Raw genomic sequence first — 17,647 nt, forward strand, 5'->3', positions numbered from 1 at the left:
AGAGGTGAGAATGGGGTTATAATTATATGGTTGAAATAAATAATATTAAAATCCTATGAAAAAGATTATAATTATATTATTGCTAGTATTAGTTCCATTAAAAACCGAAGCACAATCTTCGGTTTTTGCGGTTGTAGATAGTTTATTATTAAAAGGGAATTATCAAAAAGCATTAGTACTTTTAGAAAATAGTGAGCCAAAAACCTTTGCAATTTTTGAAAAAACAGCGAGTATTTATCAATCCGTAGGTAATGAAAACAAAGCGCTAAGTTATTTAAACAAAGCACTTAAATTAGAAAATAGTGAAACGGCAAAAGTAAAATTAGCACAATTGTATTTAGCTATTGGATTAACATCAAAAGCTATGGGGATTTATGAAAACTTACTAGTAAAAGATACTTCAAATTTATTGGTTGCAAATAGTTTAGGGAAATTGTATGTATCTCAAAATCAACCAAAAAGAGCTGAGAAATTATTTCGGTTTTTACAACGTAAAGATACTTTAAATCCAAATTATCCATACCAAATTGGGGAGTGTTTAGACAAGCAAAACAAGTTTAATGAAATGGGACAAAGTTATTTAAACGCCTATAAATTAGATACATTACACCTAAAAAGTATTTTTGAATTGGCTAAATTTTTTAAAACCCTACGTTTTCAAGATTCCACTACATTATTTATAAATAAAGGATTACAAATTGATGCTAACAATATTAATTTTAATCAGTTAAAAGCTAATGATTTATATTTTGCCAAAGATTTTAAAAACACCTTAACATATTTAAAAAAATTGGATAGTTTAAATTATGTTTCAGTTAGTACTTATGAAATGGCAGGTATGTGTTATTATAATTTACAAGAGTTTGATTTAGCCGAAACGTACTTTAAAAAAGCTATTAGGTTAGACCCAAATGATTATACTATTTATTACCGTTTAGCAACGTTATATTATGATAAAAAGGATTATGAAAAGGCTGAACATTATCTTACATTTTCAATTTTTACTGCAAAACCAGACATAGATAGGCAATATCTTTTAATGGGAATTATACATAAACAGAAAAATAATTTAAAGGAAGCTATTGATGATTTTGAAGAAGCTTATAAAAACAATTATAAAAACTATAAAGCCTTATTTGAATTGGCAACGACTTCTGACCTATATTATGAAGATAAAAAAATGGCTTTAAAGAGGTTTCAACAATTTGTTGCTAAATTTAAAAGAAATGATGAAATTATGACTACTTATGCCGAAGGAAGAATTAAAGAAATAAAAAAACAATACTTTCTTGAAGGTGAAATTGTTGACTAACAGAATTTATTGTATTTTCACGTGGTGAAATAAACAACTATGTTAAAGCAATTTTTTAGCCTATTATTTGGTGCCTTTTTTGTGGTTTCTTGTGCTTATTTCGATCATAAATCGAAAAGTGAAACCATTATTGCTGTTGATACTATTGTAGATTTTAATACGGTGGATGCTTTTCCATTATTTCCAAATTGCGAGCATATTCCATCTAGAGAAAAACAGCAAATTTGCTTTCAAATGGAAATGTCTCAACATATTTATGCAGCTTTAAAAGAGCATCAATTAAACGCAAAAGATATTGTGAATGATACTGTTTTAGTAAAATTAAAAGTGGATAATTTAGGTGTTACAAGTCTTTCTGGAATTAAAATTTCTGAGAAAACAAAAGAGCTATTACCAACGTTTGATAGTTTAGTAAAAATAAGTTTACAAAAATTACCAACTTTGCAACCAGCTATAAAAAGAGCGATGCCTGTAACTACTGAATTTACATTGCCAATTATTTTAACAAACGAATGTTTGCAAGTGGTGGTTGAATAGAGAATGCTGGTATTTTTATACGAAATAAGGATTATAAAACTTGGCTGATTAATAATTGAACTACTAATTATTACAGGGATTGAAATAAATTAATCTATAAAAAAAAGTTTTAAAATAATTATCTTAAAACTTTTTTCTTATAAACTTAAATATGATTTTTTTACGAATGTAAAGTGCTATTATCGTCTTCATTCAACATTTTCCAAAGCTTGTCTTTTAATTCTGTAAGACCTTGTTGAGCAACTGATGAAATAAATAATGCATCAATACCTTCTGGAAGTTCTTTTTTTAGTTCATTTTTCAATTCTTCATCTAACATATCAGATTTAGAAATGGCTAATAATCTACTTTTATCAAGTAATTCTGGATTGTGTTGTTCCAATTCATTTAAAAGAATTTGATACTCTTTTTTAATGTCATCTGAATCAGCAGGAATTAAAAATAATAAAATAGAATTTCGTTCTATATGTCTTAAAAAGCGATGCCCAAGACCTTTTCCTTCAGCTGCACCTTCAATAATACCTGGAATATCAGCCATTACAAATGTTTGAAAATCGCGATATTCAACAATTCCAAGGTTTGGTTTTAAGGTTGTAAATGCGTAATCTGCAATTTTTGGTTTTGCCGCTGTAAGAACAGATAGTAAAGTAGATTTTCCAGCATTTGGAAACCCTACTAAACCAACATCCGCTAAAATTTTTAATTCTAATTGAAACCAACCATCTTGAGCATCAATACCAGGTTGAGCATAGCGAGGAGTTTGGTTTGTAGAAGATCTAAAATTCCAGTTTCCTAAACCACCCATTCCACCTTCTAACAGTATTTGTTCTGTATTTTCGGTAGTAATTTCAAAAAGAATTTCTTGTGTTTCGGCATTTCTTATAATAGTTCCTAAGGGTACATCAATATAAACATCTTCACCATCTTTTCCTGTACTTCTAGAGGCGCTTCCGTCTCCACCATGTTCAGCTTTAAAATGTTTTTTAAATTTTAAATGATATAATGTCCATAAGTTTTTATCAGCACGTACTATTACGTGACCACCTCTTCCGCCATCACCGCCATCAGGACCACCTTTAGCAACATATTTTTCTCTATGTAAATGCGCAGAACCACGTCCTCCTTTACCAGAATTAGCGTGTATTTTAATATAATCTACAAAATTTCCTTCAACCATTATTTCCTATTTTCTGCTTTTACAGTTTGTTATACGTTGTTATAATTTATCAAAAACGGTACTTAATCGTACAGTAATGTCTTTTATTTCTCCAACACCATTTACGCCAAAATATTTATTTTGAGCTTGAAAATAGTCTTTTAAAATTGCAGTTTTGGTGTTGTATTCATTAAAACGATTTCTAATTTTATCTTCGTCTTGATCATCACTTCTTCCGCTTGTTTTTCCTCTTTCTAAAATTCTTTGTACCAATAAATCTTCTGGAACTTCAAGAGCAATCATTCCGCTGATTGTTTCACCTTTTTCAGTTAAAAATTCGTCTAAAGCAATGGCTTGTGATTCTGTTCTTGGAAATCCATCAAAAATAAAACCTTGTACACCTGGATTTTTATTAACTTCATCTTTTAGCATATCAATGGTAACTTCATCGGGTACTAAATCTCCTTTATCCATAAAAGATTTTGCCAATATACCTAGTTCAGTTTCATTTTTTATATGAAATCTAAATACATCGCCAGTTGAAATATGCTTAAGGTTGTATTTTTCTTTTAATAAATCTGCTTGTGTACCTTTTCCAGCACCTGGAGGGCCGAATAAAACAATATTTTTCATAGTTGGTTGTGATGTAAGTTGGTATATATCTGCTAAATTTCTTCCAAAACCGTTGTAATCTAAGCCGTAGCCAACTATAAATTTGTCAGGAATTGGAATCCCAATATAATCAATAGGTAATTCTTTTTTAAAAACATCTGGTTTAAAAAACAACGTGGCTATTTTAAGTTGTTTTAAATTTTTGTCTTTAAATATTTCATATATTTCTTGAAGGGTGTTTCCGGTATCAATAATATCTTCTAGAATAACTATTGTTCTTCCTTCTAAATTTTCGTTAACTCCAACTAATTGTTTAATTTTTCCCGTAGAATTTGTTCCTTCGTATGAGGCCAATTTAACAAATGAGACTTCACAATTGTAATTGTATTTTCGTACAAAATCTGCTACAAACATAAATGATCCGTTTAAAATACCAATAAATACTGGTGTTTCATCTTTTAGATCATTAGAAATTTGCGCAACAAGAGAATCGATAGCTTCATCAATTTTTTTTGCTGAGATATACGTTTTAAAATGTTTGTCGTGTAGTTTTATTATGCTCATTTTTATGCTTTGTTACAAATGTAAGAATCAAATTAGAAAGTTTTGATAGAATTACAATTTCTTTGCTAATTTGAAATACAAAAACCGTTCTGACGTATCAAAACGGTTTTTGAAATAAATTTCAATGATTATTATTTTTTAGTTTTATCTAATTTTTTTACTGTATCATATAATACTGGTGATGCAATAAATAAAGAAGAATATGTACCAACAACAATACCAACAATTAATGCAAACATGAATCCTTTAATTGAATCTCCTCCAAATAAGAAGATAGCAATTAATACAACTAATGTTGTTAATGATGTATTTATGGTTCTACCTAATGTAGTACTTAACGCTTTATCAATTACAGTTGAGAATTTCCAAGAAGTATGTGTCCCTGCAAATTCACGAATTCTATCAAATACAATTACCGTATCGTTAATAGAGTAACCCAATACCGTTAATATGGCGGCAATAAATGATTGTCCAATTTCCATATCAAAAGGTAAAACTTTGTAGAATAAAGAGAAAATACCAATTACTATAATAACATCGTGGAACAATGCTACTACAGCTCCTAAACTGTATTGCCATTTTCTGAAACGGAATAAGATATATAAGAAAATTACTAATAACGAACCTAAAATTGCCCATCCTGCAGCTGTTTTAATATCATCTGCAATTGTTGGTTCAACTTTAATAGAACTCATAATTCCTACTTTTTTATCACCATCATATCCAGGTTTAAATTCATCTAAACTTACATCAGAAGAGATATAAGATTTTAAACCAGTGTATAATAAAGCTTGCACTTCATCATCAATATGATTTCCTTCTTCATCAATTTTATATTTTGTTGTAATTTTTAATTGACTTGCTTCACCATAAGTTTTAACCTCAGGAGCATCTCCAAAAACATCTTTTAATGTACTTGAAACGTCAGAAGCGCTAGTAGTTTTGTCAAACTTAACAACATAAGAACGACCTCCAACAAAATCTACTCCGTAGTTAAGTCCATTAGAAAATAATGATCCTAAACTTACAATAATTAATATGGAAGAAATTACATATGCAATTTTACGTTTTTTAAGGAATTCAACATCAATATTTGTAAACCAGTTTTTAGTAATACCTGTATTGAATGTAAATAATTTTCCTTTTCCAGCATACCAATCAATTAATAAACGAGTGATGAAAATTGCTGAAAATAATGAGGTAACAATACCAACCATTAATGTATAAGCGAAACCTTTTACTGGTCCAGTACCAAATACATATAAAATAACACCTGTTAACATTGATGTTACGTTAGCATCTAAAATTGCAGAGAATGCACCTTTGTAACTAAATCCGTATTCAATAGCAGCTTTTAAACCTTTACCAGTATTTAATTCTTCTTTTATTCTTTCAAAGATAATTACGTTAGCATCTACTGCCATACCAATTGTTAAAATGATACCAGCAATACCAGGCAATGTTAAAACGGCTCCAAAAGCAGTTAATATTCCGAAGATGAATAATAAGTTAGCTGCTAAAGCAACATTAGCGAATACACCAGCTTTTCCATAATAGAAAATCATCCAAGCTAATACAATTAATAAAGCTAGTCCAAATGAACTTAAACTGGCATCAATTGCTTGTTGACCTAAAGATGGCCCAACAACTTCCGATTGAATAATATGAGCAGCAGCAGGTAGTTTACCAGCTTTTAATACGTTTGCAATATCTTGCGCTTCTACAACAGTCATACTTCCACCAGAAATAGAAGTTCTACCATTAGTAATAGCAGTATTTACAGAAGGAGCAGTGTATACATAATTATCTAAAACTACGGCAACAAATTTACCAACATTTTCAGTGGTCATTTTTCCCCATTGTTTTGTACCAGTAGCGTTCATTGTCATACTAACTTCTGGCTTACTAGTTTGTCCGTATTCTTGGCTAGCATCATCAATTACATCACCTTCAATTGGCGCAACATCTTCTCTGTTTGATTTTATTCCATATAAATGAATTAATTCAAAAGCTTCATTTGTAGCTGAAACAGTAGAAGTGAACGATTTAGCATCCCAAAGAAATTTAGCATATTTCATTTCGTTAGGCAAGGCAGCTCTAACGTCTTTCATAGCTAAATATTTATTTACCATTGCAGTATCTGCTACTTTAGCAGTTGCAATTACTGAAGAAATTTGATTTTCTGATTGAGGTATACTAGGAGTTAAAACTGTAAATAAATTTGCAGCTTGTTTGTTTGCTATAGAATCTGAAACTTCTCCTAATAAATCATTTAAATCTGTTTTTGCAGCTGTGGTATCAACATCTGATCCAGCTTCTTTTGCTTCTGCCTTTAAATGATTTTCTACAATTGAATTTGCTGTAATAAAGAAATTAGCAGTTTCTTGGTTAGAGTACACTTCCCAAAACTGTAATTCTGCAGTACTTTGTAATAATTTTTTTACACGGTCTATATCTTTTGCTCCAGGTAATTCAATTAAAATACGACCAGAGTTACCAATACGTTGAATGTTTGGTTGAGTTACCCCAAATTTATCAATACGACTACGTAAAACCTCAAAAGCAGTATTGATAGATCCTGAGATTTCAGCTTCAATAATTGGTTTTACTTCAGCGTCGGTTAATTTAAAGTTAATTTTATCTCTTAAAGATTTGTTTCCAAAAATACTTGGATCACTTAATTTAACTTTTCCAGCGCTTAATTTTTCAAATTCGTTAAAAAATAAATCTAAGAAATTTTTATCACTATTTTTTTGTGCTTCAGTTGCTTTAGCTAACGCTTCGTTAAAAACAGGATTTTTAGAATCGTTAGATAACCCAATTAAGATATCTTTTACAGATACTTGTAAAATGGCATTAATACCACCTTTAAGGTCTAATCCTAAATTTAATTCTTTGTCTTTAATGTCGTTGTAACTGAACTGAGCAAAACCTAAATCTATAACAGGTTTATTAGCAACCGAGTCCAAATAAACTCTTTCGAAATTTGCTATTTCCTTACCGTCGTCTGATTTTGATTCAGCATACATTTTTGCTTTATCTTCAACACCATTTGTAAACCAAGTAAATGATAATTGGTATAAACTTACTAATCCGAAAAGAATAGCGAATAATTTTATAAGTCCTTTGTTTTGCATTTTAATTAATTTAATATAAAATTCATTTGTAATAAACGTGCAAATATATAATTTCAAATAGGAACTAACAATTCTTTTTGTGCTTTTATAAGTATTAATTAACACTTTGACAAAAATCATATTAAAGGCTTTTGATTTTTATATATTTGCTTGCTAAATATTATCTCCATGAAAGTTTTATCTGACATTGAAATTGCTCAAAATAAAAAGTTAATTCATATTAAAAAAATAGCTAAAAAATTACACTTAAAAGAAGATGATTTAGAGATGTACGGGAAGTATAAAGCAAAGCTTCCTTTACATTTAATTGATGATGAAAAAATTAAAAAAAACAATTTAATATTAGTTACTGCAATCACTCCAACCCCTGCTGGTGAAGGAAAAACTACTGTTTGCATTGGATTAACCGAAGGTTTAAATAAAATTGGAAAACAGGCAACCGTTGTTTTAAGAGAGCCATCTTTAGGGCCTGTTTTTGGAATGAAAGGTGGAGCTGCTGGTGGTGGTTATTCTCAAGTTGTTCCAATGGAAGATATTAACCTTCATTTTACAGGAGATTTTAATGCTGTTGAAAAAGCAAATAATTTATTAGCGGCATTAATTGATAATAATTTGCAAAGTGATACTAATAATTTAGGACTTGATTCGCGCTCTATTTTGTGGAAACGAGTGATTGATATGAATGATAGAGCTCTTAGAAATGTTATTATTGGATTAGGAGGACCATCAAATGGAGTGCCAAGAGAAGGAGGTTTTAATATTACACCAGCTTCTGAAGTAATGGCTATTTTATGTATGGCAACTGATTTTGAAGATTTAAAAAATAGACTAGGAGATATTTTTGTAGGATATACTTTTGATAAAAAACCAATTTTTGCTCGTGATTTAAAAGCCGAAAATGCAATGGCTATTTTGTTAAAAGAAGCCATTAAACCTAATTTAGTCCAAACCTTAGAAGAAAATCCTGCTATTATTCACGGAGGTCCTTTTGCTAATATTGCCCAAGGAACAAATACTATTTTAGCTACTAAAATGGGATTAACACTGTCTAACTATGTTGTAACTGAAGCTGGTTTTGGAGCTGATTTGGGTGCAGAAAAATTTTTAAATATAAAATGTGTTGCTGCAGGGTTGCATCCTAAAGCTGTGGTACTTGTAACTACAATTAGGGCGTTAAGGCATCATGGTGGCGCAAGAAAAGATGAATATAATTTTCCTAATTTGGCCTATGTAAAAGCAGGTATTTGTAATTTAGAAAAGCATATTGAAAATATTAGAAAATTTAATATTGAACCAGTTGTAGCTGTAAACACTTTTACCAATGATACGTATGCCGAAATAGATTTTATAATTGAAAAGTGTGCTGAGTTAAATGTGAAAGCGGTAGTTTCTGAAGGTTGGGCAAAAGGAGGTGAAGGAACCAAAAATTTAGCAAAAGCAGTTGTTGAAGTTGTAGAATCAAATGTGTCACATTTTAAGCCATTGTATAATTGGAACGCGCCGGTAAAAGAAAAAATAGAAACTATTGCGAAAGAAATTTATGGAGCAGATAAAGTAGATTTTGATAAAAAAGCAAAATTAAATTTAAAAAGAATAGAGCGTTTAGGGTTTAATGATTTTGCCATTTGTATTGCAAAAACCCAAAAATCTTTTTCAGATAATGAGTTTTTAGTTGGCAGGCCAACTGGTTTTACGGTAACTGTAAGAGAAATTGAAATTGCTGCAGGTGCTAAATTTATAATTCCTATTTTAGGGCAAATGATGCGTATGCCAGGATTACCTGCTCATCCTGCTTCTGAAACAATGAGTATTGATAAAAATGGCGTTATTTCTGGATTGTCTTAATTGCCATTTAATTGTTAGAGTAAACGTTATTGAAGTAAGTTTTTAAATAAAAGAACATAAAAAAACGCTTCAGAATTTATATTCTGAAGCGTTTTTATGTATTAAACTGTTTTACTACAATAAGTTATTTACAGCTTTTACAGCCTCTGCGTTTGCAGCAAATTGTGCTTTTTCAGCAGCTGTTAATTCAATTTCTACTATTTTTTCAATTCCGTTTTTACCAATAATACAAGGTACACCAAATGAAATATCGCTTAATCCATATTCACCTTCTAATAAGGCTGAACAAGGGAACATTTTTTTAGTATCACAAGCAATTGCCTGAACCATTGAAGATACAGCTGCACCTGGAGCATACCAAGCACTAGTTCCTAATAATTTAGTTAAAGTTGCTCCACCTACTTTGGTATCTTCAGCAACTTGAGCTAAACGCTCTTCTGATAAAAATTGCGATACAGGAACACTGTTTCTTGTAGCTAAACGAGTTAAAGGAATCATACCTGTGTCGCTATGTGCAGCAATTACCATTCCGTCAACATCAGATTGTGGACAATCTAAAGCTTCTGCTAAACGGTATTTAAAACGAGCGCTATCTAAAGCTCCACCCATACCAATAATTCTGTTTTTTGGTAATCCTGTAGATTTATGAGCTAAATATGCCATAGTATCCATTGGGTTACTAACAACTATTATAATAATGTTTGGAGAATATTGCACTAAACTTGCAGATACAGCTTTTACAATACCAGCGTTAATTCCAATTAATTCTTCACGAGTCATTCCTGGTTTTCTTGGAATACCACTTGTAATTACTGCGATATCACTACCAGCTGTTTTTGAATAATCGTTTGTTACACCTGTAATTTTTGTATCAAAACTCATTAAAGAAGCAGTTTGCATTAAGTCCATTGCTTTTCCTTCAGCAAAACCTTCTTTAATATCAATTAAAACAACTTCTGAAGCGAAATCTTTAATAGCTATGTACTCAGCGCAACTTGCACCAACAGCACCAGCTCCTACTACTGTTACTTTCATATTTTTATATATTATGTTTATAATTTATTTTGACGTAAAAATAACAAAATTTAGTGAATAAAAGACGGTATTAATCTGTTTATCTACGAAATCGTTTCTTGCAAAAATAGTTGTGTTTTTGTGGGTTTTAACTATCTAAAACTAAAGGCAATACCTGCAGTAGCGGTGTTGTATTCTTTAATGGAATAGTCGCCAAATATTTTAAAAAAGCCAAGGTTTAATCTAGCTCCTAAAGTTGCTCTCATTCCGGTTGAATCAAAATCCATGTTTATTGGGTCGGTTACAGATTCGGTAACCGTATTGTTTGAACTTTCTATTGTGTATTCCAATTCATACGTTCCGTTTAATTTTAATGATGAAGAGCCTTTATCGTACCCAAATCCTCCGTAAATAGTAATCACAGGAAAATCAAGTGAAGCAATTGCTTGAACCGTATAAACATCTAATTCAAAAACAGCTTCTTGGTTTGATCCTTCTAGGCCACTAGAATTTTGAACATTATAAGTGGCGTTCATTTTAGTGAATCCTCCTAAAACTGCAATATTTAATGGAAGTTTATCTAAAGGGCCAAAATATTTCATCAAATTATGTTTTACGCCAAATCCAATTAAATTTCCTGAAATATCATCTGAGTTAATTTCTGGTAAATATCGAACGCTTACATCTGTATTTGGCAATAATCCAATACTAGCCTGTACCATTGGAGATGGAACGGCATTTTCTGTATCTTCTCCAAAACCATCGGGCATAGTAAAAGAGGCAACTTTATAATCGTTTGCTTCTGGAACCCTAACACTAATTTTTGTAGTGTTTTCACCGCCCATAATTGTATTTATAGTATTGCTGCCACTGTCTATGCTTAAATATTTATAATCATTGGCATTAAAGGTAAACGCTCGTTGATTTGTTGGCGTGATAGCAGCGTTTGCTTGAATTGTAATATCAAAACCAAATTTTTTATGTGTTTTTGCGGTGTGATACCAACCGTTATTTAAACCGTTTTGCATTCCAATCATTGCAGGAGACATATAGTTTTTTAATAGTAAGCTAGCATCGTCATTTGCTAATAATAAAATTTCGAGTTCTTGTGATTTTGCCGAAAAATTTAAGAAGACGATAAAAAGAAGTACTGTTAATTTTTTCATAATAGAGGGGTTTTAGGTTGTAAATATAAAAAAAAATACTGTCAGTTGACAGTATTTTTTAAATAAACGGTATGTTTTATAGTGTATTATACATCAATTTTTGCATAAACAGCATTTTTCTCAATAAACTCTCTTCTTGGTGGAACATCATCGCCCATAAGCATAGAGAATACTCTGTCTGCTTCTGTTAAGCTATCAATAGTAACTTGTCTTAATGTTCTAAATTCAGGATTCATAGTTGTATCCCAAAGTTGTTCAGCGTTCATCTCTCCAAGACCTTTGTATCGTTGAATACTAGCGCCACCACCCATGTTTAAGGCAATCATATCACGTTGGTTATCATTCCAAGCGTATTCTCTTTTTTGTCCTTTTTTAACTAAATAAAGAGGAGGTGTAGCAATAAATATATGTCCGTTTTCAATTAATTCCTTCATATATCTAAAGAAGAATGTTAAAATTAAGGTTGCAATATGGCTACCGTCCACATCGGCATCACACATAATTACAACTTTATTATAACGTAATTTAGATAGGTTTAAAGCTCTTGGATCTTCTTCAGTTCCAATGGAAACTCCTAAAGCAGTAAACATGTTTCTAATCTCTTCGTTTTCAAAAACTTTATGTTGCATTGCTTTTTCAACGTTTAAAATTTTACCTCTTAATGGTAAAATAGCCTGAAAAGCTCTATCTCTTCCTTGTTTTGCTGTACCACCTGCAGAATCTCCCTCAACTAAGAAAATTTCACATTTTTCTGGATCTGTTTCCGAGCAGTCACTTAATTTTCCAGGTAAACCACCAATAGACATCACAGTTTTACGTTGCACTAATTCACGTGCTTTACGTGCTGCATGGCGTGCGGTTGCTGCTAAAATTACTTTTTGAACAATTATTTTGGCATCATTTGGGTTTTCTTCCAAATAATCTTGTAACATTTCAGATACAGCCTGACTTACGGCAGCGGTAACTTCACGGTTTCCTAATTTTGTTTTGGTTTGACCTTCAAACTGAGGTTCTGCAACTTTTACCGAAATAATAGCAGTTAATCCTTCACGGAAATCATCTCCTGCAATTTCAAATTTTAAGTTTTTCAACATTCCAGAATCATCAGCATATTTTTTTAACGTAGCTGTTAATCCACGTCTAAATCCTGCTAAATGCGTTCCACCTTCATGAGTATTAATGTTGTTAACGTAAGAGTGTAAGTTCTCTGCATATGAAGTGTTGTAAACCATTGCAACTTCAACAGGAACTCCATTTTTTTCACCTTCAATAGATATTACATTTGAAGTTAAACGCTCACGAGTTGCATCTAAATAACGAACAAATTCTGGTAATCCTTCATCACTATAAAATCTTTCTAATGGATGGTTACCTTCTTCATCGGTAACTCTTTTATCTGTTAAAGTAATGGTTAACGTTTTATTTAAGAAAGAAAGTTCACGTAAACGTGTAGCTAATGTTTCGTAGTTATATTCTACTGTTTGGGTAAAAATGGTTGGATCTGGTGTAAAAGTTACTAAAGTTCCTCTTTCAGTAGTTTCTCCAATAGGTTTTGCAGGATATAAAGGTTTTCCACGTTCATATTCTTGTTCCCATATTTTTCCGTCACCAGAATAAACTGTAGCTTTAAGATGTTCGGATAATGCGTTCACACACGAAACACCAACACCGTGTAAACCACCAGATACTTTATAAGAATCCTTATCAAATTTACCTCCAGCACCAATTTTGGTCATAACAACTTCTAATGCCGAAACACCTTCTTTTTTGTGCATTCCAACAGGAATACCACGACCGTTATCTTTTACAGATATTGAGTTGTCTTGGTTAATTATTACATGAATAGTATCGCAATGCCCAGCCATTGCTTCATCAATAGAGTTATCTACAACTTCATAAACTAAATGGTGTAAACCTCTAATTCCAACATCTCCAATGTACATTGATGGACGCATACGAACATGTTCCATTCCTTCTAAGGCTTGAATACTATCAGCAGTATAATTATGCTTATTTATTTCTTCGCTCATAATTTTATAATTACTTGATTTTTTTGTGTAACATACAAATATAAGCATTCATCATGGTAAAACAGGTGTTTTAAGAGGTTAAGCTAAATAAGTTATCAACAATTGGTAAAAACTAAAATAATCGCTTAAAACGCGTTAAAATGCGTTTATTGCAGATTTTTGTTAAAAAAGTTAGTTTGGTAAAATTTAAAAAGACAAAAAGTTGTTTAAAAGCACTATTTTAAAGTCAGTTTTTAGGTGTAAAATCTTAAATTATGGAATATTTTTAGTTTGTGATGCTGTAATTAGATGAAATTATAGGGAAAGTGTTATTTTTTAATAAATTGTATCTAAAATTATTTTAAATAGTAATAATAATATTATTTTTGCGGATGCAACATCAGGTACTTATTTTAGATTTCGGTTCGCAATACACGCAGTTGATTGCCCGAAGAGTTAGGGAGTTAAACATTTTTTGTGAAATTTTCCCGTACAATAGCAAATCGTTTAATATTGAAGATTATAAGGCTGTCATCCTTTCGGGAAGTCCTTTTTCTGTAAGAGCAGAAGATGCGCCTCATCCAGATTTATCTCAAATAAAAGGAAAATTACCTTTATTAGGAGTGTGTTATGGTGCACAATATATGGCGCATAATTTTGGTGGTGAAGTAGGCGCTTCTAATACACGTGAATACGGTAGAGCCAACCTTTCTTTTATTAAAGAAAATGAATTGTTTTTTGAAAATGTAGAGGAAGGGAGCCAAGTTTGGATGAGTCATAGTGATACAATTCTTGATTTACCATCAAACTTTGAACTTATTGCAAGTACGCACGACGTTAAAAATGCAGCTTTTAAATTAGTTGATGAAAAAACATACGGAATTCAATTTCACCCAGAAGTGTACCATTCAAAAGATGGTTTAACTATATTAAAAAACTTTTTAGTAAATATTGCAGGTGTAGCACAAACATGGACACCAGATTCTTTTGTAGAAACTACGGTTGCTGAATTAAAAGAGAAATTAGGAGACGATAAAGTAGTTTTAGGATTATCGGGTGGTGTAGATTCTACCGTTGCAGCAACCTTATTAAGCAAAGCAATTGGAGATAATTTGTATTGCATATTTGTAAATAACGGATTATTACGTAAAAACGAGTTTGAAAATGTGTTGGATCAATACAAACACATGGGCTTAAATGTAAAAGGTGTTGATGCTTCGGCACGTTTTTTGAAAGAATTGGCTGGAGAAAGTGATCCGGAAGGAAAAAGAAAAATAATTGGACGTGTTTTTATTGAAGTTTTTGATGATGAAGCACATTTAATTCAAGATGTAAAATGGTTAGGACAAGGAACTATTTATCCAGATGTTATTGAATCGGTTTCAGTATCTGGAGGTCCTTCAGCAACTATAAAATCGCATCATAATGTTGGTGGTTTGCCAGATTTTATGAAATTAAAAATAATTGAACCACTAAAAATGTTATTTAAAGATGAAGTTAGAAGAGTTGGACGCTCTATGGGAATTGATGATGAATTGTTAGGAAGACACCCGTTTCCAGGTCCAGGTTTAGGAATACGAATTTTGGGTGATATTACTGCAGAAAAAGTAAGAATGTTACAAGAAGTAGATGCTATTTTTATTCAAGGTTTAAAAGATGCTGGCTTGTATGACGGTGTTTGGCAAGCTGGCGCAATGTTGTTACCTGTAAATTCTGTAGGAGTTATGGGAGATGAACGAACTTATGAAAAAGCAGTGGTGTTAAGAGCTGTAGAATCTACCGATGGAATGACTGCAGATTGGGTAAATTTACCATATGAGTTTTTACAAAAAACATCAAACAAAATAATAAATGGGGTAAAAGGCGTTAATAGAGTAGTGTACGATATTAGTTCTAAGCCACCAGCAACTATTGAGTGGGAATAATGTATCCTTTTAAAATTAAATAGGTTTTAATGAAAAAATTTAAAGTAGTAGTATTATTTATTTTTTTACTATCAGTAATTTCTTTTGCTCAGCAAAAAAAATACGTTTCTTATATTGTTAAGGAAGGGGAAACCATAAAAAGTATTGCCAAGGATTTTGATATTTCAACACGTGATTTGTTAAAATTGAATCCGGATATTAGTAGAAAACCAGATGCCGAAACTGTTATAATTGTTCCAAATAAAAATTATGGAAAAACTATTTCAGAAGTTGTAGTTACTACTAATGAAAAGGACGATGGTTTATATGAAGTGCATGCGAAAGAGACCATTTATGGCATTTCTAAAAAATTCGACATTTCTATTAACGATTTAATAAAGGCAAACCCGGAATTAGAAGATGGTTTAAAAGTTGGAATGAAATTAAATATTCCAGGTAAATCAGCTAGTAAAAATCAACCAGAATCGGAGTATATTTTTCATACTGTTGTAAAAGACAATACCATTTATAATTTAACCAAAAGGTACGATGTTACGGAAGCGGAATTGCTAAAGTTAAATCCAACTTTAAAAGATGGTTTAAAATTAGGAATGGTTTTAAAAATTGAGAAAAATAAACCTGAAGAGGTAGTTGTAAAAGTTCCTTTAATAAACAATTACAATTCTAATGTTATAAATGAATCTCATGGCGTTACTTTTAAAGAAAGGCTAAATGTTTATAAAGAATTAAAAATTGCTTTTTTACTTCCATATCAATTAAGTAAAATAAATGATACTATAAAAGGATATTCTAGCAAAAATAATTTAACAAATATAGCTACCGATTTTCATATGGGTGCTTTAATGGCAATAGATTCTTTAAAGCAAAAAGGATTGCATATAAAAGCAGAATTTTTTGATTCGGAAAACAGCTTAGGAAAGGTGCAAAGTATTGCTCAAAAATCGAGTGTAATTAATGCCGATGTAATTGTGGGTCCTTTGTTTTTTGATAAAGCCGAATGGTTATCTAAACATGTAAAAGTTCCAATTGTTACTCCATTTTTCTCAAAAAATCAAGATTCGTATGGCGCTGAAAACTTAATAAAAGCATCGCCTAAAGAAGAGATTGTTGAGGATAAACTAATTACCTATTTAGAGCGTACTTATAATGGAGAGAATATTGTTATTATAAATGATGGAAAAAGTGATTCACAAAGTACACTTTGGAGGGTTGTTAATAAATTAAAATCATTTGAAAATATAAAAAATGTATCTGTTATTAAGCCAGAAAGTGGTTATATAGCAAGTACAAGAGTTTCAGATAAATTACATGGTAGTGTAAATAATTGGGTGTTTTTAATTGGAGATGATAATGTTACAACTGCTTCAACTATTAATAATTTAAAAAGATTGGCAGATAAGTTTCCAATACAATTAATTTCTTTAGAAAAAGGAAAAAACTTTGATAGTGTAGATAATAACTATTTAGGGCAGTTGAAATTTACTTACCCAACGGCCGAGTTTTTTAGTATGGATAATGTAAACATTAAAAACTTTTTTATAAAATATCAGAAGGAAAACAATACAATTCCTAGTGATTATGCTATTAGAGGTTTTGATGTAACGTATGATATTTTAATAAGATTGGCAAGTTATGAAGTTTTAGAAGATGGATTAAAAGCTGGAAAATCTATTAGAGTTTCTTCATCGTTTAATTATGGTAAGAAAAATAATGGTAGCTTTGAAAATAACGGAATTTATATAGTTCAATACACTAAAGAGTTAGTGCCGTTAATTTTGCAATAATAAAAATATATGTATAAAAAAAAGCGCAACATTTGTTGCGCTTTTTTTATGAATTAAATTAAAGAAATTAAATTTTCTTTAATTGGTCTTTTAACATTTTTATTTGATCAGCTAACATATTTTGAGTGTCAAGCTTTTTTGCTTCATTCATTAATAACGTTGCTTCTCTTTTTCTTCTTTTTGTCATGGCAATACCTGCTAATTGTAATTTTGCCATTGCAACATCATGATTCATATTTAAACCTAAACTTAATGCCTTTTTAAAATACTTTTCGGCTTGGGTTATGTTGGTTTGAGAAACCATAATTCCTTGTAAAAAGTTATAGTAACCTTCTTGTTTTTTAATTAAAGCACTACTAGGATTTTTTATGTACGATAACCATTTACTTGCTCCTGCAAAATTTTGTTTTCTTAATTGTAAAAAAGCTAACAAAATAAATTCGTTTTTAAAATAAAACAGTACAAAAATACCTGCGAGTAATAGTAATGAAATTCCATTCATTATATTTCCTTCAACAAATTGAAAAACTGCCCAAATAAAAATTGCTCCTGCTATTACTAATTTTATATACTTATTAAACATTTT

The 17,647-nt window shown here is 30.8% G+C and carries 12 protein-coding genes; 5 read left to right on the forward strand and 7 right to left on the reverse strand.

What is annotated here, in order from left to right; translation table 11 throughout:
• The first annotated feature begins 55 nt into the window (after positions 1 to 55).
• Positions 56 to 1,312, forward strand: coding sequence for a tetratricopeptide repeat protein (locus ABY298_RS02940; protein WP_372744507.1), 1,257 nt, complete (start codon positions 56 to 58; stop codon positions 1,310 to 1,312).
• A gap of 39 nt (positions 1,313 to 1,351) precedes the next feature.
• Positions 1,352 to 1,849: a hypothetical protein gene (locus ABY298_RS02945; RefSeq protein WP_372744508.1), complete on the forward strand. Its 498-nt coding sequence runs from the start codon at positions 1,352 to 1,354 to the stop codon at positions 1,847 to 1,849.
• 160 nt (positions 1,850 to 2,009) lie between these two features.
• On the opposite strand, the gene obgE is transcribed toward ABY298_RS02945, so the two are convergent.
• The 3 genes from obgE to secDF form a co-directional block, all read right to left on the reverse strand.
• A complete protein-coding gene (gene obgE / locus ABY298_RS02950; RefSeq protein WP_372744509.1) occupies positions 2,010 to 3,026 on the reverse strand; it encodes a GTPase ObgE in 1,017 nt (338 codons plus the stop codon).
• A gap of 39 nt (positions 3,027 to 3,065) precedes the next feature.
• Positions 3,066 to 4,181, reverse strand: a complete 1,116-nt coding sequence (locus ABY298_RS02955) for an adenylate kinase (RefSeq protein WP_372744510.1) — start codon at positions 4,179 to 4,181, stop codon at positions 3,066 to 3,068.
• Positions 4,182 to 4,312: 131 nt separating this feature from the next.
• Positions 4,313 to 7,318 (reverse strand): protein translocase subunit SecDF, encoded by a 3,006-nt coding sequence (gene secDF, locus ABY298_RS02960; RefSeq protein ID WP_372744511.1) that lies wholly within the window; start codon positions 7,316 to 7,318, stop codon positions 4,313 to 4,315.
• Positions 7,319 to 7,486: 168 nt separating this feature from the next.
• Here secDF and ABY298_RS02965 point away from each other — a divergent pair, with 168 nt between their 5' ends.
• Entirely contained in the window at positions 7,487 to 9,163 is a 1,677-nt protein-coding gene (locus ABY298_RS02965; RefSeq protein ID WP_372744512.1) for a formate--tetrahydrofolate ligase, read from the forward strand.
• Between the two features lie 114 nt (positions 9,164 to 9,277).
• On the opposite strand, the gene ABY298_RS02970 is transcribed toward ABY298_RS02965, so the two are convergent.
• The 3 genes from ABY298_RS02970 to gyrB all read right to left on the reverse strand — a co-directional run bounded on the left by ABY298_RS02970 (position 9,278) and on the right by gyrB (position 13,373).
• Positions 9,278 to 10,198: a malate dehydrogenase gene (locus ABY298_RS02970; protein WP_372744513.1), complete on the reverse strand. Its 921-nt coding sequence runs from the start codon at positions 10,196 to 10,198 to the stop codon at positions 9,278 to 9,280.
• A 131-nt stretch (positions 10,199 to 10,329) separates the two neighbouring features.
• Complete coding sequence (locus ABY298_RS02975; RefSeq protein WP_372744514.1) at positions 10,330 to 11,343, reverse strand: DUF6588 family protein; 1,014 nt, start codon at positions 11,341 to 11,343, stop codon at positions 10,330 to 10,332.
• An 86-nt stretch (positions 11,344 to 11,429) separates the two neighbouring features.
• A complete protein-coding gene (gene gyrB / locus ABY298_RS02980) occupies positions 11,430 to 13,373 on the reverse strand; it encodes a DNA topoisomerase (ATP-hydrolyzing) subunit B (RefSeq protein ID WP_372744515.1) in 1,944 nt (647 codons plus the stop codon).
• Positions 13,374 to 13,744: 371 nt separating this feature from the next.
• On the opposite strand from gyrB, the gene guaA reads away from it, so the two are divergent.
• Both guaA and ABY298_RS02990 read left to right on the forward strand, forming a co-directional pair.
• Positions 13,745 to 15,277 carry a glutamine-hydrolyzing GMP synthase gene (gene guaA / locus ABY298_RS02985; protein ID WP_372744516.1) on the forward strand — a complete coding sequence of 511 codons (1,533 nt, stop codon included), beginning with the start codon at positions 13,745 to 13,747 and terminating at the stop codon, positions 15,275 to 15,277.
• Between the two features lie 29 nt (positions 15,278 to 15,306).
• The gene (locus ABY298_RS02990) at positions 15,307 to 17,061 is read left to right on the forward strand and encodes a LysM peptidoglycan-binding domain-containing protein (protein ID WP_372744517.1); all 1,755 of its coding nucleotides are present in this window, start codon (positions 15,307 to 15,309) and stop codon (positions 17,059 to 17,061) included.
• A 67-nt stretch (positions 17,062 to 17,128) separates the two neighbouring features.
• Here ABY298_RS02990 and ABY298_RS02995 read toward each other — a convergent pair whose 3' ends face one another.
• Positions 17,129 to 17,644, reverse strand: a complete 516-nt coding sequence (locus tag ABY298_RS02995) for a DUF2892 domain-containing protein (protein ID WP_372744518.1) — start codon at positions 17,642 to 17,644, stop codon at positions 17,129 to 17,131.
• Positions 17,645 to 17,647: the final 3 nt, after the last annotated feature.

The sequence above is a fragment of the Lutibacter sp. genome (genome assembly GCF_041596795.1).
Lineage (GTDB): Bacteria > Bacteroidota > Bacteroidia > Flavobacteriales > Flavobacteriaceae > Lutibacter.

Coding starts and splice junctions, on each gene's coding strand:
- guaA (WP_372744516.1), top strand. CDS start 13,745: ATGCAACATCAGGTACTTATTTTAGATTTCGGTTCGCAATACACGCAG.
- gyrB (WP_372744515.1), bottom strand. CDS start 13,373: ATGAGCGAAGAAATAAATAAGCATAATTATACTGCTGATAGTATTCAA.
- obgE (WP_372744509.1), bottom strand. CDS start 3,026: ATGGTTGAAGGAAATTTTGTAGATTATATTAAAATACACGCTAATTCT.
- ABY298_RS02965 (WP_372744512.1), top strand. CDS start 7,487: ATGAAAGTTTTATCTGACATTGAAATTGCTCAAAATAAAAAGTTAATT.
- ABY298_RS02940 (WP_372744507.1), top strand. CDS start 56: ATGAAAAAGATTATAATTATATTATTGCTAGTATTAGTTCCATTAAAA.
- ABY298_RS02995 (WP_372744518.1), bottom strand. CDS start 17,644: ATGTTTAATAAGTATATAAAATTAGTAATAGCAGGAGCAATTTTTATT.
- ABY298_RS02975 (WP_372744514.1), bottom strand. CDS start 11,343: ATGAAAAAATTAACAGTACTTCTTTTTATCGTCTTCTTAAATTTTTCG.
- ABY298_RS02955 (WP_372744510.1), bottom strand. CDS start 4,181: ATGAGCATAATAAAACTACACGACAAACATTTTAAAACGTATATCTCA.
- ABY298_RS02990 (WP_372744517.1), top strand. CDS start 15,307: ATGAAAAAATTTAAAGTAGTAGTATTATTTATTTTTTTACTATCAGTA.
- ABY298_RS02970 (WP_372744513.1), bottom strand. CDS start 10,198: ATGAAAGTAACAGTAGTAGGAGCTGGTGCTGTTGGTGCAAGTTGCGCT.
- secDF (WP_372744511.1), bottom strand. CDS start 7,318: ATGCAAAACAAAGGACTTATAAAATTATTCGCTATTCTTTTCGGATTA.
- ABY298_RS02945 (WP_372744508.1), top strand. CDS start 1,352: ATGTTAAAGCAATTTTTTAGCCTATTATTTGGTGCCTTTTTTGTGGTT.